Genomic DNA, 19893 nt, shown 5'->3' on the forward strand with positions numbered 1-19893 from the left:
GGGGTGGCGAAGACACAGCTGAACGTCCGCGTGGATGAGGCCACCGCCGAAGCGGCGCGAGAGCGCGCCCTGCAGCGGGGAGTGAGCATGAACCGCTATATCGAGGAGCTTGTCCTCAAGGACGCCGGTGAGGTCGGCCAGACCTTCGTCGAGGCCGCCTCCGACTTCATGAAGCAGTACGAGCGCGTCTTCGCCGAGGAATTCGGCCTGGAAGCAGGCGGCGCCGAGGGCGCCGCGACCACCACCCACCACGAAGGGCTGCCGGGCACCACGTGACGCTGCGCATCGACCTCGCCTGGCTCCTTCTGATCGCCGAACAGCACACGCCCGGAGACCCCCAGGTCACCGACTGGGGCGCCCTGGTGGCCGCCGTCAGCCGCCATGAAGCCGAGATATTCGGTGTGCCCGTCTACACCGAACCCCAGGACCGTGCCGCCTCCCTGCTGCAACTCCTGCTCCAGGTACCGGCGCTGGAGCGCTCGAATGCCATGTTCGCGACCGCCGTCGCCTACGGCTATCTCGTCGCCAGCGGGCTGAAGATCACCATCTCTCCCGAGCAGGTCCGTGACCTCGCCCGCCTCGTCAAGGAGGGCACGGCCGACGTCCGCACCATCGCGGACAAACTGCGAACCTGGACGGTGTGAGCGACGGCCGCCGACGGCCGCCGACGGCCGCCGGAAGACCGCCGGGGGCTGCTCAGCCGACCGTCCGCAGTAGGGGCCGCCAGTCGACCCTCCGACGTAGGGGCCGCCAGCCGACCCTCCGACGTAGGGGCCGCCGGCCGACCGTCCGCCGTGGGGACCGCCAGGCCGGCCGTCGGCCTCGGGCCCGTCAGTCGCTCGGCCGCCGCGCCGTGCCCAGCACCGCCGGCGACGTGGGCAGTGTCGGCCCGCGCTCCGGCACCTTCAGCCGGCGCACCCGCAGCACCTCGAACCCGGCCGTCCGGATCTCGCCCAGCGGGTCCCGGCCGGTGTGACAACCGCCCATCAGCAGGGGCCAGAATGTCCGGTCCAGCGACCACTGCACGGCCGCCAGCCCGCGCCCCGCGGCCCGCCCGTGCTCGAAGAACCGCAGCTCACCGCCCGGACGCAGTACCCGCCGCAGCTCCGAAAGGGCGCGCTGCACCTCACGGACGGAACACAGCACCAGCGATGCCACCGCCGTATCGAATGCCTCGCTCTTGACCGGCAGGGCCTCCGCCACTCCGGGCACCAGATCCACCGGGACCTCCGCCCGCGCCGCCGCCGACCTGGCCACCTCCCGGAGCGTGGCCTCCGGTTCGATCGCCACCACTTCCGAGACCGTGCCCGGATAGTGCGCGAAGTTCAGCCCGCTTCCCGCGCCGACCTCGATGACCCGGCCGGTGGCGCCCGCCAGCAGCTCCTTCCGGAGCGTGGCCACCCCTGCCCGCGCGTCCGCGGCCGGACCGCAGCAGCTCGCGTAGAAGCGGGCGAACACCGGGTGATGGACGCTGCCTTGCGGAACTCTCGGAGCTCTAGGAGCTCCCGGAACCCGTGGAACGTGCGGAACACTCCTGCGCTGCCACATGACGGACCCTTTCGCCGACGATGCCCGCTCCCGCTGTCAGTCTCCCCACTGTGCGGACCGGGAGCCGCAAGGAGCGGCCTCGGTCGGAGTCCGGAAGTCTGTACGGGCCGCCGCCGGAGCGGAAGGGCGCTCAGAGAGTGCCCGCATTCCCCGCTGGATACCCCTCCGGATGCCCGCCGTCGTCACGAGGGGATACGGAACGTGCCCGATCCGCCGAGCACCGGCGCCAGCCAGCCGGGGGCCGCGGCGCGGAAGTCCCGCGGCGAGAGCCTGCCCGACCCCTCCGGGACCAGGCCGAGGAGCGGTGCGTCCGCGGCGTCGGGGAGATCCGCCAGATTGCAGCGGGATGCCAGGTCGGGCTCGGCCGGCCAGCTGCCGATGACGACGCCCGGGGAGTCGAGTCCGTACGAGCGGAGCGCCAGAGCGGTCAGTGCGGTGGCGTTGAGGGTGCCCAGACCCGCCTGGGCGACGACCAGGACGGGGGCGTCCACCAGCCGCGCGGCGTCGGCGAGCGTATGCCCGTCGGCGTCGAAGCGGACGAGCAGCCCGCCCGCGCCCTCGACCAGGACCAGATCGTGCGAGGCGTCCAGTTTGGCGGCGGCCTCGGCGATGTCCTGGGGGAGCACCGGCGGCAGACCGGCCCGCAGCGCGGCCGTCGAGGGCGCCAACGGGTCGGGGAAACGGGCGAGTTCGGCGGTGGTGACCGGGCCGGCCAGCCGTTCGACCTCCGCCGCATCGCCGCTCTCGTGCGCCGTGACACCGGTCTGCGCCGGCTTGAGCACGGCCACCGAGCGACCCCGGGCGAGCGCCGCCGCGGCGATCGCGGCCGTGGTCACGGTTTTGCCGATCTCCGTGCCCGTGCCCGTCACGAACAGCACCGACATGGTCTTCCTCCGACTCTGCGCGGGGGTCCCGCGCGGGGATGGTGCGAATAATTCCTGGTGGCCGGCTCGTATGTGTCGTATGCGACCGGCTTGCGTACGGCCGGCCGGGCGAACCCGGCCGGCCACCGCAGCCGGTGCGGTGTGCTCAGCCCTCGCGGGCCGCCGCGCACACCGCCGCGCAGATGCGCGCCACATCCTCGTCGCCGGTGATGTACGGCGGCATGGTGTAGATCAGATCCCGGAACGGGCGCAGCCACACGCCCTCCCGGACCGCCGCCCGGCTCGCGGCCGCCATGTCCACCTCATGATCGAGCTGGACCACACCGATCGCGCCGAGTACCCGTACCTCGCGCACCCCGGCGATGCCCGCGGCCGGTGCCAGACCGTCCCGCAGCCCGGCCTCGATCCGCTTGACCTCCTGCCCCCAGTCCTGGGACAGCAGCACGGAGATCGAGGCGTCGGCGACGGCGGCGGCGAGCGGATTGCCCATGAACGTGGGGCCGTGCGCCAGCACCGGCAGTGCGCCTCGGGAGATGCCGTCGGCGACGGCCGTGGTGCACAGTGTCGCCGCCAGGGTCAGATAACCGCCGGTCAGCGCCTTGCCGAGACACATCACATCGGGTGCGACCCCCGCGTGGTCGGCGGCGAAGAGGGCGCCCGTACGGCCGAAGCCGGTGGCGATCTCGTCGAAGACCAGCAGCACGTCGTGTGCGTCGCAGGCCTCCCGCAGCACCCGCAGATACCCGGGGGAGTGGAACGACATCCCGCCCGCTCCCTGCACCACTGGCTCCACGATCACCGCTGCCAGCTCCTCGGCGTGCCGGCCGATCAGCTCTCGCAGCTGCGCCGCGTACGCCTCGTCGGGTGCGGCGTCGAAGCCGGGCGGCGGCGCGTCCGCGAAGATCTGCCGCGGCAGCACCCCCTGCCACAGCTCATGCATACCGCCGTCCGGATCGCAGACCGACATCGGCTGCCAGGTGTCGCCGTGATAGCCGCCCCGCCAGGTCAGCAGCCGCTGTTTGCGCGGTTTGCCGAGCGAGCGCCAGTACTGCAGGCACATCTTGACGGCGACCTCGACCGACACCGAACCGGAGTCGGCGAGAAAGACGTGCTGCAGCGGCTCCGGCGTGAGGTCGACCAGCCGCTTCGCCAGCCGCACGGCGGGCTCATGGGTGAGCCCGCCGAACATCACATGGCTCATCCGCTCCAGCTGGCCGTGCGCGGCGTCGTTGAGCACCGGGTGGTTGTAGCCGTGCACCGCCGACCACCAGGAGGACATCCCGTCCACCAACTCGTCCCGGCCCTCGACCGGTTCGGCCAGCCGGAGCCGGACGCCGGAGGCCGACTCCACCAGCAGCGGTGCGGCCTTGCCGGGCATCGGCCCGTACGGGTGCCACACATGCTGCCGGTCGAGCGCGAGCAGAGCGCCGGGGGTGAGTGGTTCAGGCATTGGGCGGAAGGTCGGTACCGGCGCCGCGGCGGCGGACCGAGACCAGGTCGCGGCGGGCCTCGTCGGACGGTGCCGGGACGGTGGCGGCCGGGGCACCGGCGTCCTCGGCGGCCGCCGGGGCACCGGTGTCCCCGGCGGCGGCCTCGGTGACCGCGTGGCCGCCGCACGGCCTGCGGTGCTCGGGCAGCGTCGTGGTGTCCGAGTCCTCGACCTCGAAGCCGGCGTCCTCGATCATTGCGAGGTCGTCCTTGCCGGCCTGGCCCTCGCTGGTCAGGTAGTCGCCCAGGAAGATGGAGTTGACCAGGTGCAGCGCGAGCGGCTGCATGCTGCGCAGATGCACCTCACGGCCGCCGGCCAGCCGTACCTCGATGTCCGGGCAGACGAACCGCACCATCGCCAGGATGCGCAGCGCCCGCTGCGGGGTGAGGTTCCACTCCTTGGCGAGCGGGGTGCCCTCGAAGGGGATCAGGAAGTTCACCGGGACGGAGTCCGGGTCCAGCTCGCGCAGCGCGAAGACCACATCGACGAGGTCGGCGTCGCTCTCGCCCATACCGGCGATCAGCCCGGAGCAGGCGGACATGCCGGCCGCCTGGGCCTGCTGGACGGTGGACACCCGGTCCGAGAAGTCGTGGGTGGTGCAGATGTCGCCGTAAGTGGCTTCCGAGGTGTTGAGGTTGTGGTTGTACGCATCGGCGCCCGCCGCGCGCAGCCGCCCCGCCTGGCCGTCGGAGAGCAGACCGAGGCAGGCGCACACCTCCACGCCCTCGTTCTGCTCCTTGATGGCGGAGATCGTCTCCGAGACGCGGTCCACGTCCTTGTCCGTCGGACCGCGGCCACTGGCCACCAGGCAGACCCGCTTGGCGCCGCCGGCCACCCCGGCCGCGGCCGCCTTGGAGGCGTCGTCGGGCTTGAGCCAGGTGTACTTGAGGATCTCCGCCTTCGACCCCAGCCGCTGCGAACAGTACGAGCAGTCCTCGGGGCACAGGCCCGACTTGAGGTTGACGAGATAGTTGAGTTTGACCCGCCGCCCGAACCACTGGCGGCGCACCTTTCCGGCCGCGGCCACGACATCGAGCAGTTCGTCATCGGAGGTGGCCAATACGGCCAGTGCCTCTTCGCGGGTCGGCAACTCGCGCCGCAGTCCCTTGTCCACCAGTGTGCTCAGCAGGTCCATGGCCTTGATCCTCGCCTACGCCACCGCCCCCGGCCAAGGAGGATTCCCACAAGGTGCCGCGATCGAGGTGTGTGTATCGCCACACCGTGGGCCTGCGGAACGACCGCTAACGTCTATCGACAGCCCACAATCGAGGCCGACAGACGAAGGACGCCGATGCCGCAGGACTCCGCCCCGCCGCTGCTGTGCGACACCTCCCCGGCGAGGCCCGCCGAGCCGTGTGCCGAGCCGGCCCGCCCGGCGTACGAGGCGGCCTTCGACTGGCTGGATGTAGCCAGTGCGCAGCGCCGTCATGCCGGGCTGGTGCGCACCCTGCGCCCCCGCCCGGCCGACTCCCCGCTGCTCGATCTGGCCGGCAACGACTACCTCGGACTCGCCCGGCACTCCGAGGTCACCCGCGGCGCCGCCGAGGCCGCGCACCGCTGGGGCGCCGGCGCGACCGGCTCCCGGCTGGTCACCGGCAGCACCGAGCTGCACGCCCGGCTGGAGACCGAACTCGCGGCGTTCTGCGGCTTCGAGGCCGCTTTGGTGCTGTCCTCCGGCTATGCCGCAAATCTCGCCGCGGTCACCGCGCTCACCGCCCCCGGCACCCTGATCGTCTCCGACGCCGGCAACCACGCCTCGCTCATCGACGGCTGCCGGCTCTCCCGGGCCCGTACCCAAGTGGCCCCGCACACCGATCCGCAGGCCGTACGCGCCGCGCTGACCGGCCACGACGGCCGGGCACTCGTGGTGACCGACTCGGTGTTCTCGGTCGACGGGGACGCCGCGCCGCTCCCCGCGCTCGCCGAGGCCTGCCGGACACGGGGCGCCGGACTGCTCGTCGACGACGCACACGGACTGGGGGTGCTGGGCGAAGGGGGCCGCGGTGCGCCGTGGGCGGCCGGTCTCGCCGGCGACGGGGACGTGGTGACCACCGTGACGCTCTCCAAGTCGCTCGGTTCCCAGGGCGGTGTGGTGCTCGGCCCGGCCCGGGTCATCGAGCATCTGGTCAACACCGCCCGGTCGTTCATCTTCGACACCGGTCTCGCCCCGGCGGCGGTCGGCGGCGCCCTCGCCGCGCTCCGGCTGCTGCGCCGCGAACCCCGGCGCGCCACCCGGGCCGTCGCGGTCGCCCAGGGGCTGTACGACCGGCTCACCGCGGCGGGCCTGACGGCGGTACGTCCCGACGCGGCAGTGATCTCCGTCCGCGCCCCGTCACCGGAAGCGGCGCTCCGCTGGGCGGCCGACTGCCGCACGGCCGGACTCGCGGTCGGCTGCTTCCGCCCGCCGTCCGTCCCCGACGGCATCTCCCGGCTCCGGCTCACCGCCCGCGCTGACCTGACGGACAATCAGCTCGACACGGCGGTCGACACGATCGTGGCCACCGCGCCGACGGCCTGAAGCCGTCGGCGAGCGGAGTCAGCACCAGGTGGTGAGGTCGTACACGGCCCGGCAGCGGTGGTCGGAGACCGTTCGCCGGAAACGTTCGAGGCCGCCGGACGACGCCGGGGCAACGGTCGACGCCCCGGCAACAGGCGGTGCTCGTAATGACCTTGTCCTGGCGTCCCGGCGGCATGCAACGGCTGTCGTCGGCCTGCCGGTGCCACCAGGGCCTGCCGGTGCCACCAGGGCCTGCCGGTGCCACCAGGGTCTGCCGGCGCCACCAGAAGATCACCCTGATCGAGGCAACCGTGTATCCGACGCCCCGGGCGAATGGCGGAGGAAGGCCCCGCGTAGCAGGGCCCGCAGGGTGTCCGCGGCGGGGGTGCCTCCGGGGCGGTAGGCCACCGAGATCCGGCGGTGCAGCTCCGGTGGGTCCACCCGGCGGACGCCCAGCGGTGTCATCGACCCCTCCGCCACCATCTCCGGGACCACCGCCACCCCGAGCCCGGCGCTCACCAGCGCGCACACCACCGCATAGCTCGGCGACTCACAGCGCACCGCCACACTCGCCCCGGCGGCCGCCAGCGTGGCCTCCACCTCGCGCCGGTTGGGGTTGGCCGGTGCCATGCTGACCAGCGGCTGACCGGCCAGCTCGGCGAGCGGCAGGCGTCCGGAGCCCGCGGACAGGGCATGACCGGGCGCGGTGACCAGTACCAGCTCCTCGGTCAGCAGCGGCTCCAGACGGACTCCCTCCGGCGCCGGCATCGCCTCGCCGGGCACATACTCGTGCGTCAGGGCCAGATCGACCTCACCCCGCGCCACCGCAGTGCTCGCCTGCGGCGGGATGTACTCCGTCACGCTCAGCTCCACATCGGGGTGGGCCCGCCGGAACGCGCTGAGCGCGGGTGGCAGCAGATGCGTACCGGCGGTCATGAACGTACCGACCCGCAGCCGCCCGCCGGACAACCCCGCCAGCCGGGACAGCTCGTGCCGCGCCTGATCCAGTTCGTCGAGGACCCGCCGGGCCCGTACGAGCAGCAGCTCACCGGCCGCCGTCAGCCGGGCACCGCGGTGGTGGCGCACCAGCAGGGCCGCCCCGGCCTCCCGCTCCAGCTTGGCGAGCTGCTGGGAGAGCGCCGGAGCGGTGTAGCCGAGCCGGGCGGCGGCCCGGGTGATCGAACCGGCCTCCGCCACCGCTACCAGGGCGGCCAGCCGGGTGGGGTCGTACATAAGAATCTCTTCAGGCTCACCAAGAACATTGCCCATACCCATTAAAGCCTCTGACCGGCGAAGCTGCTCTTATGGACGGACAGCTGATCGCCTTCACCGGAGTCGCCGCGGGCATGGTCGCCATGCCGGGCGCGGATTTCGCGGTCGTGGTGCGCAATGCGCTCGACTCCCGCCGGGCGGGGGTGGCGGCCGCCGTCGGAGTCGCGGGCGGGCTGCTGGTGCACACGGCCCTGGCGGTGGCCGGGCTCGCGGCGGTGCTGGTCGCCGTGCCCGCGCTCTTCGGCGCGGTCCAACTCCTGGGCGGCGGCTACCTGTTGTACCTCGGTGCCCGCGCCCTGATCGCGGCCGTCCGGCGCCCGGCGGCCACCACGGACGGCACGGCCCGCACGGGGGCGGGCACACCGGCCGAGGGCCGCCCGTATGCCGCCCGCCCGGGCACTGCGCAGAGCCTGCGCCAGGGCTTCTTGACCAATGCGCTCAACCCCAAGGCGCCCGTCCTCTTCCTCAGCCTGCTGCCGCAGTTCGTTCCGGCGGGGGCGCCCGCGCTGCCCCGTACGCTGCTGCTCGCCACGATGGTGGTCGCCATGGCGCTGGTGTGGTTCCCCGCCGTCGCCCTGCTGGTCGACCGGCTGGGCGTCTGGCTGCGCCGCCCCACGGTGGCCCGCGCACTGGAAGCCACCACCGGAGCGCTGCTCACGGTGCTGGGAGGCATCCTGCTCGTCGAGCTGGCGCTGTCCTGAGGGCGACGGCGAGATCAGCCAAATCGGCCAAACCGAGCGCCGATTGACCGATCGTGAGATGAATGCGCAGGGTCAGCCCACCCGCCCGTACCAGACCGAACGGCTCCAGATCCGTTCGAGCCGCACCACGCTCCCGGCCTTGGGCGCATGCCACATCCGGCCCCGGCCCGCGTAGATGCCGACGTGGTAAATGCCGCTGCGCGAATGGAAGAAGACCAGATCGCCGCTTCGGCGTGCGCCGGCCGGGATGTGCCGGGTGCGGCCGTACTGTGCCGCGGCGGTGCGTGGCAGCAACCGGCCGGCGCGTTTGAACGAGTAGAGCATCAGCCCCGAACAGTCGAAGGCATGCGGCCCCTGGGCGCCGTACCGGTAGGGGGATCCGCTCTTCGAAGCCGCGATCCGCAGCGCATGGGCGGACACGGACGCGGCTTCCGCGCTCCCGGCCGTTCCCGGAGCGACGCTGGTCCCGCCGAGCGTGACCAGCGTCAGAGCGGTGACGGTGCCGGCGCGCGCCAGCAGATTCGGCGTATGCATGCGCATGGTCATGCGCAAACCCTTCGTCAGCCGCCTGCGAAGGAAGACCTGTCGGGTTCGGGCAGGCGAAGATGCCCGGCCGTGCGTACGGCTTCACCCCAAGGAGCCCTCGGCCGTGTAGGCCCGGGACCCCGTCCTGCTCGGGTCCTCCGCTCCCGCCGGTCCACGTCGTCGACCGGACGTCCGGCACGGCGGCGGGATTAGGCGCCCGTCCGGACCGCCCCGTCGCTGTGGCGGGGTCTTGTCGTCGAAGGGATCGTCACGCACCTGGCAGCCGAATTCCGAGTTGAAAATGCCGTATGTGAGATGGGTCACAATTGGCCCGAATGGTTAGATTTGTTCCCTCAGGTGCCGCGGCGCGGGGCGTTGCACCTCGCGGACCAGGGGCGAAACATCCGGGACCGGAGGAATTGGGTCCGCGCCGCGCAATTCGTCGCCTCCTCAGATCGGGTGCGGAGGCTACGCCGTATGCGCAGCCCCGGAGCGTGTTCCGGGTCAGATTTCCTCGGGTGGCGGCATCGTCACCAGCCGGGCCCGGCGCTCACCGTCCAGCACCCGCAGAGCCCGGGTCAGCGTCGCGCAGTGCAGTTCGCTCTCGCCCCGTTGGTGCATCACCGTGAGGGCGTCCCGCAGCCGGGTGGCCTTGCCGACCAGCGCCTGGGCGGCGCGCAGTCCGCTGTAGGTGCCACCGCAGCGGGCCGGGTTGATCCGGCCCAGCAGGTCGATCACCTCCAGGTAGCTGTCGATGAGCTCGCCCTCCGCACGGGTCAGGGCGGGTAGCGGTGGCGGTTCGGGTGGCAGCACCGGGCTCACCGCGCCGCGGGCCGGAGCGCCGACAGCTTGCGGTTACGGGTGATCTGGTCGATCAGGCCGTACTCCTGGGCGGCGGGGGCGTCGAAGATCTTGTCGCGCTCGATATCGGTGGCGATCCGCTCGCGGGTCTGCCCGGTGTGCTTCGCCAGCATCTCTTCCAGCAGGTCGCGGGTGCGCAGCATCTCCGCCGCCTGGATCTGCAGGTCACTGGCCTGCCCCTGGACGGGTTCGCTGAACGACGGCTGATGGATCAGGATCCGGGCGCCGGGCAGCGCCAGCCGCTTCCCGGGAGCGCCGGCGGCCAGCAGTACCGCGGCACAGGAGGCGGCCTGCCCCAGGCAGACGGTCTCCACGTCGCACGACACGAAATGCATCGTGTCGTAGATGGCGGTCATCGCGGTGAAGGAGCCGCCGGGGGAGTTGATGTAGAGCGAGATGTCCTGGTCGGGCGCGGCGTGTTCGAGGTGGATGAACTGCGCCATCACATCGTTGGCGGAGGCGTCGTCGATCGGGGTGCCCAGAAAGATGATGCGTTCGCCGAGCAGCTTGGAATACGGGTCCATGGTGCGCGTCCCCTGCGCGGTGCGCTCGGTGAACTCCGGAAGGACGTAGCGGGACGTCGGTCGCAGCATGTCTGCTCCTCTCCTTCGTAAAAAATGTACAGGATGTACATCCTGTGAGAATGGCAGCAGATTCTAGTGATCAGTTGCAAGTCCCAGGTCAGAGGCTGTTTTGACTGTTCGCTGAGGGCGGATATCTCACAAACTTCCTGGAACTGCGGCACAAGGCCGAAATCCACCGCATGACCGGCCGAGTCATCGAGTGTTCGATCGACGAGATGGACCGCCCGCGGGTATCCAAGGACGCCGCCCTGCGGATCCTGCCGACCGAGCCGGTGGCCAGGCGCTGTTCACCGGGCTGGGGTGGCGAGCCGGCGACCTGCCGCGAGTTCGCCCTCACCGCACGGAACTACACCGCATCGAAACTGACGGCGGCGACTCGAGGAGGGGCCCTGATCTTGATGGATTCGCTGCCGGTCTCAGGCGACGTTGCCGGTAACGGGCCTCGGGCATCCGGTCGCGTCAGGTGATGTTGCCGCTCGGCTCGGCATATCTCGGCTGGTCTTGCCTCTGATCACGTGTCGTCTCACGTGTTTCCCTCTCGACGGCGGTTGGCAGTGAGACTCGAGTGGTGAGCCCGCCGTCGGGGTTGGGGGTCAGCCGGAGGTCGCCTCCGTGGACGTCGACGATGCTTGCGACGATGGCAAGCCCCAGACCGTGTCCGCGGTGCCCGGACTGGGCGTCGGCTATGCGCCCTTTGCCACGGAGGAAGGGCTCGATGAAAGTGTCGACCGTATCGGGCAGCTGCGGCCCGGTATTGGTGACGGTCAGCCGTGGGCGGTCCTGGCGGAGAGGGTCTGGCCCCGTGGTCAGCGAGACGGATCCGCCTGTGGCGAGGTTGTGCCTCAGGGCGTTCTGCAGAAGGTTGACCGCGAGTTGGCGCAGCAGCACGCTGTTTCCGGTGACCAGGGCCGGGCGGCAGTCGGTGGAGATCGTGATGCCGCGGGCCTCGGCCTCTTCGCGTGTGATCGCGATGGCCTCGGCGGCCGGGTCAGCCAGGTCGACCGGGTGCGTGGTGAGCGGGGCGTGCCCGAGGGTCGAGAGCTGCAGCAAAGCGTCGATGATCTCGACGCCGCGCTGGTTGGTGTCGCGCAGCCGGGCAACGAGTTGAGGGTAGTTCTGGCTGGTGGGATCGGCTGTCGCGACGTCGAGCATGGTGCGGGTGACGGAGAGCGGCGTGCGCAGCTCGTGTGAGGCGTTCGCGGCGAAGCGTTGCTGGGACTCGAAGGACGCCTGTAGGCGGCCGAGCATGTGGTCGAAGGCGTCGGACAGGTCCGTGAATTCGTCGCGTCGGCCGCTCAGACCGATGCGGTGGTCCAAAGAGCCGTTGGCGGCTCGGTGCGCTGCCTGGGTGATCTCGTTCAGGGGTTGCAGCACCCGGCCCGCGAGCAGCCAGCCACCGCCCACACCGATGGCCGCCAAGAGCAGGAGTACGAGCGACGAGACCCACACCAGCGTGTGCAGGATCAGGCTCCGGGAGGCGACGTGGCCGGTCTTGTCCCGTGGGTCTGCGGCGGTCAGCGGATAGTCGGGGACGTAGCGCATGACCACGTAAATGATCCCCAGCGTGACGGCGCCGGCGACGACGAGGAACAGCGCATAGCTGAGGGTGAGCCTCACGCGCGCGGTCAGGCGCCGCGGGCGCCAGGTCAGGACCGGGGTCCGTGCGGTCGGCGCTGCCGCGGTCCGGTGGCCCGCTGTCGTGCTGTTCACTGGTCCTGGCCCGCTTCGTCGAGGCGGTATCCGACTCCGGGCACCGTGTGGATGGGCGACGGTTCGCCGAGTCGTTTGCGCAGTGTGGAGATCGTGATGCGGACGGCGTTGGTGAAGGGGTCCGCGTTCTCGTCCCAGGCCCGTTCCAGCAGAGTTTCGGCGCTGACGACGCCGCCTCGTGCGGTCATCAGAATTTCCAGGATGGCGAACTGTTTCCTGGTGAGTGATATGTAGCGGCCGGAGCGGAAGACTTCCCGTCGGAATGGGTCGAGCCGGATTCCCGCGTATTCGAGAACGGGGGGTGTGCTCTGACGCGGGCGACGGGCGAGTGAGCGCAGTCGTACCACGAGTTCCTTCAAGTCGAACGGTTTGGTCAGGTAGTCGTCGGCACCGACCTCGAACCCGGTGACCTTCTCCTGAAGGTGACTTGCGGCGGTGAGCATGAGCACCCGGCATCCCAGCTGCCGTTCAACAATGATGCGGCATACGTCGTCACCGTGTGTGCCGGGGATGTCCCGGTCGAGTACCACCACGTCGTATTCGTTGACGCTCAGCCGCTCCAGGGCCGAGTCGCCGTCCCCGACGATGTCGGAGGCGATGGCCTCGAGCCGTAGCCCTGCCTGCACCGCCTCGGCGAGGTAGAGCTCATCCTCGACAACCAGCACCCGCATACGGCCTCTCCTGCCATTCGCCCCGCGTCGATCCCTCTGCATCTGCGGCGGTGTCCGCTGCGCAGGCTCCATTGAACGTGAAAGCGTATATCGCGAACGTATCGAGAAATGGAGACGCTTAGGCAACGTGGCCCGCTCTTCACTGCTGGTATCACCCATCGGCGCACGCCGTGAATGCGATACCAGGAGCCCACGATGCACGCGATGCCGGACCAGGAAGCTTCAGCCCGTACCCACACCGGTACAGCGGCTGCCTTCCCCACCACCCTCCGTGCCACCGCGGCCGTCGCCGCCCGCGCGACGGATCTGAGCAAGGTCTATGGCCAGGGCGAGACCCGCGTCGTCGCCCTGGACTCGGTGTCCGTGGAGTTCGGCCGGGCCGGCTTCACCGCCATCATGGGCCCCTCCGGCTCGGGCAAGTCCACGCTGATGCACTGCATGGCCGGCCTGGACTCCTTCTCCTCCGGCTCGGCCCGCATCGGCGAGGTGGAGCTGTCCTCGCTGGGCGACAAGGAGTTGACCCGGCTGCGCCGCGACAAGATCGGCTTCATCTTCCAGGCGTTCAACCTGCTGCCGACGCTGACCGCCGCCGAGAACATCACCCTGCCCATGGACATCGCCGGCCGCAACCCCGACCGGCAGTGGCTGACCCGGGTCATTGACACCGTGGGCCTGTCCGGCCGCCTGTCCCACCGCCCCGCCCAGCTCTCCGGCGGCCAGCAGCAGCGCGTGGCGGTCGCCCGCGCCCTCGCCTCCCAGCCCGAGATCATCTTCGCCGACGAGCCGACCGGGAACCTCGACTCCCGCTCCGGCAACGAGGTGCTGGGCTTCCTGCACGAGTCCGTACAGACCATGGGGCGGACCATCGTCATGGTCACCCACGACCCGATCGCCGCCTCCTACGCGGACCGCGTGATCTTCCTCGCCGACGGCCGGATCGTCGACGAGCTGCACGAACCGACCGCCGACGCCGTCCTGGGCCGGATGCGCCTGTTCGACTCCAAGAGCCGTACGAGCTGACGACCGAGCCCGAGACCTCCCAGCCCCAGGACTGACACCACCATGCTCCGTACCGCCCTGCGCAACCTCTTCGCGCACAAAGCCCGTTTGATGATGACCGCGCTCGCAGTCGTCCTCGGCACCGCGTTCGTCTCCGGCACGCTCATCTTCAGCGACACCGTCAGCACCGCGTACCAGAACGCCATGACCACGAGCCTGAAGGACGTGGCCGTCTCCGTAATGAACAGCAGGACGCGATCCGACGCCGCCCGCTCCGAGAAGGAGCCCGCGGACGGGAGACCCACCTCCGTGCTCAACGATCAGTTGGCCCGAAGACTCCGTGCACTGCCCGGTGTGGCCTCCGTACGCGCCACCGTCGACGGAGCTGTCTTCCTCGTGGGCAAGGACAACCAACTGCTGGGCGACGAGCGGGGCAACAAGGGCACCAACTACGTCCCGGGCAAGGGCGGCAAGGACGGCACGTACCCGCTGAAGGAAGGCCGCTATCCGGCCGCCGCCGCCGAGATCGCGCTGGACGCCAAGACCGCGGCGGCCGGCGGCTACAAGATCGGCGACACGGTCCGTCTGGCCATCGACGGCCCGACCCTGCACAAGAAACTGGTCGGTCTCGTCGGCACCGACGATCCGAAGGTGACGGCAGGCGCCGGCCTCGCACTGTTCGACACCGCCACCGCCCAGAAACTCTTCACGGGCCCCGGTCAGTACGGCGAGTTGGTGCTGGCGGCCGCGCCCGGCACCGACGACCGTGTGCTGACCGCGAAGGTGCAGCAGGCCCTGCCCAAGGACCGTGCCAAGGCCACCAGCGGCGCCGAACTGGCCGCCGACCAAGCCAAGATGATCGCCGCCGAAAGCGACGCGATGCCCAGGACCCTGCTGTCCTTCGCCGGGATCGCACTGTTCATCGGTGTGTTCATCATCGTCAACACCTTTTCGATGCTCATCGCCCAGCGCCGCCGTGAGATCGCGCTGCTGCGCGCTCTCGGCGCCTCCCGCCGCCAGGTGGTGCGCTCGGTACTGGCTGAGGCTGGACTGCTGGGCCTGGTCTCCTCCGCCATCGGCTTCGCGCTCGGTGTCGGTATCGCCCTCGGCCTGCGCCCCCTGCTGAACGCCTCCGGTGCCGGACTTCCCGACGGTCCGCCGGTCATCGGCGCCGCACCGGTGCTCTCCTCGCTCGCCGTCGGTGTGCTGGTGACCGTCCTGGCCGCCTGGCTGCCGGCTCGCAAGGCCGCCAAGATCGCCCCCATCGAGGCGCTGAGCACCGCCGAGGAGCCGCCCGCCCCGCGCAGCCTGGTGCTGCGCAACTCCATCGGCGCGGCCGTCGCCGCCCTCGGCGTAGCGATCATGCTGTACGCATCCACTCTGCGCGATCTCACCGGCCTGACCCCCGCGATGACCGGGGCGGTGCTGACCATGGCCGGCACGGTCATCCTGGCCCCGCTGCTGTCCCGTCCCCTGATCGCCCTGGCCGGGAATGTCACCAGCCGCCTGTTCGGCATCACGGGCAAGCTGGCGGAGCAGAACGCGGTGCGCAACCCCCGCCGCACGGCCGCCACCGCCTCAGCACTCGTGATCGGTCTTGTCCTGATCACCGGCATGACGGTGATCGGCAAATCGGTACAGCAGACCCTGGACAAGGCCGTCGCCAAGGACTTCAAGGGCGACTACCAGATCACCACCCGCCTCTTCGAGGGCCTCGATCCCAAGATGTCCCGGCAGGTCGCCCAGCTCCCGGGCGTGGTGGGCGCCGCCGGCATCCGGTCTGTCGACTACGGGAACGACGGCAAATACGGCCGGATGACCGCCACGGACGTCAGCCGGCTCCAGAAGGTCACCGACCTCCACTTCGTCAGCGGTTCGTCCGACTCGGTGCACGGCGAAGACGTCGCGGTGTCGCAGTCCAAGGCCAAGGCCAAGGGCTGGAAGACCGGCGACACCGTCGAGGCCGACTTCTTCCTGGGCAAGAAATCCATCCGGAAGCTGAAGGTCGCTGCCATATACCAGGACAACCACCTCGCCGGTGACATGCTCGCCGACACCGCCCTGGTCGACCCGTACGTCCTCAAGCCCGTCAAGGACAGCAAGATCCTGGTGAGGGCCGCGAGCGGCAAGACGGACGGGCTCGAAAAGGAAATCCGCGACGCACTCGGCAACAGCCCGCTGCTCAAGGTCCAGGACAAAGACGACCTCCGCCGCGAGAAGGCCGGCGAAGCCGACACCGTGCTCAACATGACGTACGGGCTGCTGGGCATGTCCATGGTCATCGCGGTCCTCGCTGTCATCAACACCCTGGCCATGTCGGTCGTCGAGCGCACCCGCGAGATCGGAATGCTGCGCGCCATCGGCCTGTGCCGCTCCGGCATCCAGCAGATGGTCCGGCTGGAGTCCGTGGTGATCTCCCTGTTCGGCGCGGTCCTCGGTATCGGCGTGGGCGTCTTCGTTGCCTGGGTCGGCAGCGGGTTGGCGGACCAGGCGCTGCCGACCTACGAAATGGCACTGCCCTGGGACCGGCTCGGGCTGTTCTTCCTGATCACCCTCGCAGTCGGAGTGCTCGCCGCACTCTGGCCGGCCCACCGGGCCTCCCGGCTGAACATACTGAAGTCCATCACCGCCCAGTGACCGGGCTCGGTCATGGTTCTGGACCAGTTCGCTGGTGCAGCTGCTCGATCAGAGTGTGCGGCGGCGGTCGCGGCACGGGCTGTGCGGGGTACGGTCGCAACACCAGGAGTGTTGCGACCGTGCCGCCGCGAGCTTGGGGGTGGCCCCGGCGAGCGCGGCGTGGGTAGGGGCGCCGGCCTGCTTCGGCTCCGAGCAGCAGCCGCGGGGCGCATTGATCCCCATGCGTCTGCGGTGGTTTCCGCTGCCGGGCCCGCTGAATAGCGCAGGAGCCATCATTTCGATGACGCACCATGTGGAGTGCGTTGTGGTGCTGGAGAAGGCGGCTAAGGGCGTCTGACCTGCGGTTTTTTGAACGCGGCGGAGTGCGGTCGTGGCCGTGTCAGTATGCGGCGTACTCGCGCAGGGCGGCGACAAACACCGGTGCGTTGGCGCGCGCTGGGCCGAATCCCTGACGGATCTGGGCGGCCTGCTGGATCACGAACGCGCGATCCTCAACACCGCGTAGCGCCCCGCTGGACCGGCTGCTGCTCGCGCCCTGGCTGGCGCTGTTGAGCGCGGCGCTGCCCGCGCTGGTCACCTCCGTCCTGGTCTGGGTGTTCGCCTTCCTCGGCCTGTCGGCGGGCGGCCTGCCGCCGGGCCCGGTGCCGCTCGCGGTCTGTGCGTTCCTCGGTGGCCCGGTGTCGGTGACCGCGGTGGCCTGGTGGCAGATCCACCGGCTGCGGCGGCGGCACGGGGTGCGGTGGCGGGGTTAGCTAGTTCGGAAGGGGCATGCACGAGACTTTGAACGTCAGCTGCTGGTGATCGAGCTGGGAGAGGATGTTTGTGCCTCGTGGGGTGGCCACCGGGGAAGCGCAATGGACGGTAGGGCTGGAAGCCACGGGGTTCGGTTTCGCGCCTGACCGTCACGCCACGTCCGTCAGGTGGTCAGACCGGCACTGATCAGCCAGATGTGTTCGCAGGTCGCGGATGCCCCTTGCAGCGTCTCGCGGGACTCTTGTGAGGCGTGGTAGAACGTGCGCTCGATCATCCAGCACAGGGCGCGTGCCATCGCTGAGGCTTGTTCTGGTTCGGTGCCGGCCTGGATGCCGGCCCGTTCCAGGACGGCGGTGATGGCCGTGATGAACAAGTCCGCTGTATGGCTCCACAGCTCGCCGATCTCCGGCACGGTCAACGACAGGTCGATCGCCGTGCGCATGACCAGGCCGTGCTCGTTCCACAGCTCTACCGTGCGCTGCATGGCTTCTGCGATGGCCTGGCGCGGCTCGTCGGTCTCCGCGGTGGTCCGGGACCGCTCCCACAGATGCTCGACGGTACGCGCCACGAGTGCCACAACTACTTCTTGCTTGGAGCCGAAGTAGAAGTACAGGGCGCCGCGTGTGATGCCGGCGCCCTGGGCGATGTCGCCGACGGTCATGGCGTTGTAGCCCTTGTGCGCGAGCAGGGCTTCGCAGGTGTCCAGGATGGCCCGCTCCCGCAGATCGCCCTTGCGTTCGGTGCTGCGTCGGCTCCGCGCGGGGTGGTGGCTGGGCATCAGAGCTGAGCACCCTCGTCGAAGTCGGTCGTGCGGGAGAGCGTCTCCCATGCGCGGATGTCCTCGTCCACGGCAGTGCGCGCAGTGGTGACCAGCCGCAGCGCGTCCGAGCCCAGGACGAGGTGGGCCGGCGGCTGGTCGACCGAGGCGATGCGCACGACGGCTTCTCCGGCCTTGGCCGGGTTGCCGAGCTGGTTCCCGCTTGCCTTCTGCCGCGCTTCACGGATGGGATCGAACAGCTCGTCGTAGTCGTCGATGGTCCGCGCGGCGCGTGTCATGGACCGTCCGGCCCAGTCGGTGCGGAAGGAGCCGGGCTCGATCGCCGTCACGTGGATCCCGAACTGTGCGACCTCCTTGCCCAGTGCTTCGAGGATGCCTTCCAGGGCGAACTTGCTGCCGCAGTAGGCGGACATGCCGGGCACGGCCATGAGGCCGCCCATGGAGGTGACGGCCATCAGGTGTCCGCGGCGGCGTCGGCGCATGTGGGGCAGTGCTGCCTGCAGGGTGGCCACTGCCCCGAATACGTTGATCTCGAATTGCCGCCGCACCTCGGCCAGCGGGGTTTCCTCGAAGGTGCCCTCCAGGCCGTAGCCGGCGTTGGCGATGACGACATCCAAGGGGCCGACGCCTCGCTCCACCTCCGTGATCACATCCGAGACCGCGTGGTCGTCCGTCACGTCCAGGATGCGGCCGCGAGCGTAACCGGGCTCAAGCTCCTCGAAGGCCCGCAGGTCCTCCTCGGAGCGGACCGTGCCGACAACGGTGTGACCGGCAGCCAGGGCAGCCTGGGCGAAGGCACGTCCCAGGCCCGTGCTGACGCCGGTGATGAGCCAGTTCTGCCTCTGCATTGCTCCTCCAGGAAGGTCTCGCAGGCAGCCGGACTGCTCCCCGCCCAGAAAGTCTACACGGTGTCAATTTTTACCTTCGCCACGTTGGTTCTGGGTTACTCAACGGCATCACGTCTGGCCGGGGGAGATTCGGCCGCACCGAGATCGGGCCCGCCGGCGCAGGCCGCTGTGCGCACTGGCTGGTGAGCTGCGGTGCCGTCCCGCGAAGTCACTCCGGCCGTCACCGTCCACATCCGGCAGGTCGTGGCCTGGCATGGTCTGGCGTCGCGGATCGTTACCAGGACGCCGAGTTGCGGTGGCTGATGGACGCCTCGGTGGGTCCTGCCGGCGGAGGCGGGCTGATCAGCGTCAGGTGGCTGTCCACCTCCGGGATCATTCCCACGTGTCTGGTGTGATCACGGCGTCGAAGTCATCCTGGACAGCCTCGTTCACCGGGCTGAGCCCACAGCAGTACGGCAAGCTGATCACAGCCTTGCGGCGTGAAAGAACCGACCAGGCACGCAGGGGCGCGGCCGTGGAGCTTGCCGCTGGAGGACCGGGCACCTGCCGGATGCGAAGCGTCACCAGAAGCAGACCCGCGAGGCCTTGGGGTTCCGGCCGTCGACCATTGAGGATGAGGAACAGCTGACCGCGTGCCGACGGGCCGGCGCTTCCACAGCGCCCGGCGGGCCTAGAGGGCGGATCGAATGTGGAGCTCGCGCGGGCGGTGGGGGTGGGTGCCGAGAGCGTGCGGCGGTGGAGGCGTGTGTGGGAGGAAGGGGGTGCTCCAGCCTTGCGCCGGCGTCCGGCCACCGGTCGCCCGCCCCAGCTGGATGACGCCCAGGTCGAGATGGTGCGGGCCGCCTTGGAGCGAGGTGCCCAGGCTCATGGATTCGAGGCGGATCTGTGGACCCTGGAACGAGTCGGCACGGTCGTCGAGCGGGTGACAGGAGTGTCCTGTCACGGGCGTCGGTGTGGCGTGCGCTGACCGGCCGGCTGGGGTGGAGTCTGCAGCGGCCTGAGCGGCCTGAGCCGCCTGAGCGGCGGGCGGTGGAGCGGGACGAGTCAAAACCGGAGGGCGGATCTGTGTGACCGTCGACGCCTTGAGCAGCCGGGCGGGGTCCCGGGCGCGGATCACGGCTGCCGTGTGGGCGAGA

Annotated in this window: 22 protein-coding genes and 1 pseudogene; 11 read left to right on the forward strand and 12 right to left on the reverse strand. The window is 70.2% G+C overall.

Annotation, left to right across the window (positions count from 1 at the left end; translation table 11 throughout):
- Nucleotides 1–3 precede the first annotated feature (3 nt).
- Nucleotides 4–276 (forward strand): toxin-antitoxin system HicB family antitoxin, encoded by a 273-nt coding sequence (locus tag D9V36_RS38770; RefSeq protein WP_129297878.1) that lies wholly within the window; start codon nt 4–6, stop codon nt 274–276.
- Nucleotides 273–644 (forward strand): fic family toxin-antitoxin system, toxin component, encoded by a 372-nt coding sequence (locus D9V36_RS38775; RefSeq protein ID WP_129297879.1) that lies wholly within the window; start codon nt 273–275, stop codon nt 642–644. The genes D9V36_RS38770 and D9V36_RS38775 overlap by 4 nt, the downstream gene beginning before the upstream one ends.
- A 187-nt stretch (nt 645–831) precedes the next feature.
- Here D9V36_RS38775 and D9V36_RS38780 read toward each other — a convergent pair whose 3' ends face one another.
- The 4 genes from D9V36_RS38780 to bioB form a co-directional block, all read right to left on the reverse strand.
- The gene (locus D9V36_RS38780; RefSeq protein WP_129297880.1) at nt 832–1548 is read right to left on the reverse strand and encodes a class I SAM-dependent methyltransferase; all 717 of its coding nucleotides are present in this window, start codon (nt 1546–1548) and stop codon (nt 832–834) included.
- 182 nt (nt 1549–1730) lie between these two features.
- On the reverse strand, nt 1731–2432 hold the full coding sequence (gene bioD / locus D9V36_RS38785; RefSeq protein ID WP_129297881.1) for a dethiobiotin synthase: 702 nt from the start codon (nt 2430–2432) through the stop codon (nt 1731–1733).
- A 145-nt stretch (nt 2433–2577) separates the two neighbouring features.
- Nucleotides 2578–3882: an adenosylmethionine--8-amino-7-oxononanoate transaminase gene (locus D9V36_RS38790; protein ID WP_129297882.1), complete on the reverse strand. Its 1305-nt coding sequence runs from the start codon at nt 3880–3882 to the stop codon at nt 2578–2580.
- Nucleotides 3875–5056: a biotin synthase BioB gene (gene bioB, locus D9V36_RS38795; protein WP_129297883.1), complete on the reverse strand. Its 1182-nt coding sequence runs from the start codon at nt 5054–5056 to the stop codon at nt 3875–3877. The genes D9V36_RS38790 and bioB overlap by 8 nt, the downstream gene beginning before the upstream one ends.
- Nucleotides 5057–5212: 156 nt before the next feature.
- Here bioB and D9V36_RS38800 point away from each other — a divergent pair, with 156 nt between their 5' ends.
- Nucleotides 5213–6439 carry an 8-amino-7-oxononanoate synthase gene (locus D9V36_RS38800; RefSeq protein WP_129297884.1) on the forward strand — a complete coding sequence of 409 codons (1227 nt, stop codon included), beginning with the start codon at nt 5213–5215 and terminating at the stop codon, nt 6437–6439.
- A gap of 270 nt (nt 6440–6709) precedes the next feature.
- On the opposite strand, the gene D9V36_RS38805 is transcribed toward D9V36_RS38800, so the two are convergent.
- Nucleotides 6710–7651: a LysR family transcriptional regulator gene (locus D9V36_RS38805; RefSeq protein WP_129297885.1), complete on the reverse strand. Its 942-nt coding sequence runs from the start codon at nt 7649–7651 to the stop codon at nt 6710–6712.
- 71 nt (nt 7652–7722) lie between these two features.
- Here D9V36_RS38805 and D9V36_RS38810 point away from each other — a divergent pair, with 71 nt between their 5' ends.
- Nucleotides 7723–8391, forward strand: a complete 669-nt coding sequence (locus D9V36_RS38810) for a LysE family translocator (RefSeq protein ID WP_129297886.1) — start codon at nt 7723–7725, stop codon at nt 8389–8391.
- Between the two features lie 72 nt (nt 8392–8463).
- Here D9V36_RS38810 and D9V36_RS38815 read toward each other — a convergent pair whose 3' ends face one another.
- The 3 genes from D9V36_RS38815 to D9V36_RS38825 form a co-directional block, all read right to left on the reverse strand.
- Nucleotides 8464–8937: a C40 family peptidase gene (locus D9V36_RS38815; protein WP_129297887.1), complete on the reverse strand. Its 474-nt coding sequence runs from the start codon at nt 8935–8937 to the stop codon at nt 8464–8466.
- Between the two features lie 483 nt (nt 8938–9420).
- Nucleotides 9421–9729 (reverse strand): hypothetical protein, encoded by a 309-nt coding sequence (locus tag D9V36_RS38820; protein WP_129297888.1) that lies wholly within the window; start codon nt 9727–9729, stop codon nt 9421–9423.
- A 5-nt stretch (nt 9730–9734) separates the two neighbouring features.
- Complete coding sequence (locus D9V36_RS38825; RefSeq protein WP_129297889.1) at nt 9735–10370, reverse strand: ATP-dependent Clp protease proteolytic subunit; 636 nt, start codon at nt 10368–10370, stop codon at nt 9735–9737.
- 170 nt (nt 10371–10540) lie between these two features.
- On the opposite strand from D9V36_RS38825, the gene D9V36_RS38830 reads away from it, so the two are divergent.
- Nucleotides 10541–10828 carry a hypothetical protein gene (locus D9V36_RS38830; protein ID WP_241721215.1) on the forward strand — a complete coding sequence of 96 codons (288 nt, stop codon included), beginning with the start codon at nt 10541–10543 and terminating at the stop codon, nt 10826–10828.
- On the opposite strand, the gene D9V36_RS38835 is transcribed toward D9V36_RS38830, so the two are convergent.
- Together D9V36_RS38835 and D9V36_RS38840 are read right to left on the reverse strand one after the other, a co-directional pair.
- A complete protein-coding gene (locus D9V36_RS38835; RefSeq protein WP_241721216.1) occupies nt 10821–12071 on the reverse strand; it encodes a sensor histidine kinase in 1251 nt (416 codons plus the stop codon). The genes D9V36_RS38830 and D9V36_RS38835 overlap by 8 nt on opposite strands.
- On the reverse strand, nt 12068–12742 hold the full coding sequence (locus D9V36_RS38840; protein WP_129297890.1) for a response regulator transcription factor: 675 nt from the start codon (nt 12740–12742) through the stop codon (nt 12068–12070). Before D9V36_RS38840 ends, D9V36_RS38835 begins: the two co-directional genes overlap by 4 nt.
- Before the next feature lie 204 nt (nt 12743–12946).
- Between D9V36_RS38840 and D9V36_RS38845 the strand changes: the two genes are divergently transcribed.
- The 4 genes from D9V36_RS38845 to D9V36_RS38855 all read left to right on the forward strand — a co-directional run bounded on the left by D9V36_RS38845 (nt 12947) and on the right by D9V36_RS38855 (nt 17130).
- On the forward strand, nt 12947–13762 hold the full coding sequence (locus D9V36_RS38845; RefSeq protein WP_129298997.1) for an ABC transporter ATP-binding protein: 816 nt from the start codon (nt 12947–12949) through the stop codon (nt 13760–13762).
- Nucleotides 13763–13804: 42 nt separating this feature from the next.
- Nucleotides 13805–16378 (forward strand): ABC transporter permease, encoded by a 2574-nt coding sequence (locus D9V36_RS38850; protein WP_129297891.1) that lies wholly within the window; start codon nt 13805–13807, stop codon nt 16376–16378.
- A 370-nt stretch (nt 16379–16748) separates the two neighbouring features.
- Entirely contained in the window at nt 16749–16883 is a 135-nt protein-coding gene (locus D9V36_RS42750; protein ID WP_277753564.1) for a hypothetical protein, read from the forward strand.
- Nucleotides 16884–16926: 43 nt separating this feature from the next.
- Nucleotides 16927–17130, forward strand: a complete 204-nt coding sequence (locus D9V36_RS38855) for a hypothetical protein (protein WP_206739788.1) — start codon at nt 16927–16929, stop codon at nt 17128–17130.
- 164 nt (nt 17131–17294) lie between these two features.
- Here D9V36_RS38855 and D9V36_RS38860 read toward each other — a convergent pair whose 3' ends face one another.
- Both D9V36_RS38860 and D9V36_RS38865 read right to left on the reverse strand, forming a co-directional pair.
- Nucleotides 17295–17909, reverse strand: a complete 615-nt coding sequence (locus D9V36_RS38860) for a TetR/AcrR family transcriptional regulator (protein WP_129297892.1) — start codon at nt 17907–17909, stop codon at nt 17295–17297.
- Nucleotides 17909–18757 (reverse strand): oxidoreductase, encoded by an 849-nt coding sequence (locus D9V36_RS38865; RefSeq protein WP_129297893.1) that lies wholly within the window; start codon nt 18755–18757, stop codon nt 17909–17911. The genes D9V36_RS38860 and D9V36_RS38865 overlap by 1 nt, the downstream gene beginning before the upstream one ends.
- 382 nt (nt 18758–19139) lie before the next feature.
- On the opposite strand from D9V36_RS38865, the pseudogene D9V36_RS38870 reads away from it, so the two are divergent.
- Together D9V36_RS38870 and D9V36_RS43185 are read left to right on the forward strand one after the other, a co-directional pair.
- A pseudogene (locus tag D9V36_RS38870) lies at nt 19140–19299 on the forward strand (IS5/IS1182 family transposase); the annotation flags it as partial.
- A gap of 185 nt (nt 19300–19484) precedes the next feature.
- Nucleotides 19485–19724 carry a helix-turn-helix domain-containing protein gene (locus D9V36_RS43185; protein WP_431357774.1) on the forward strand — a complete coding sequence of 80 codons (240 nt, stop codon included), beginning with the start codon at nt 19485–19487 and terminating at the stop codon, nt 19722–19724.
- The last annotated feature ends 169 nt before the right edge of the window (nt 19725–19893 follow it).

The organism is Streptomyces lydicus (genome assembly GCF_004125265.1).
GTDB lineage: Bacteria > Actinomycetota > Actinomycetes > Streptomycetales > Streptomycetaceae > Streptomyces > Streptomyces lydicus_C.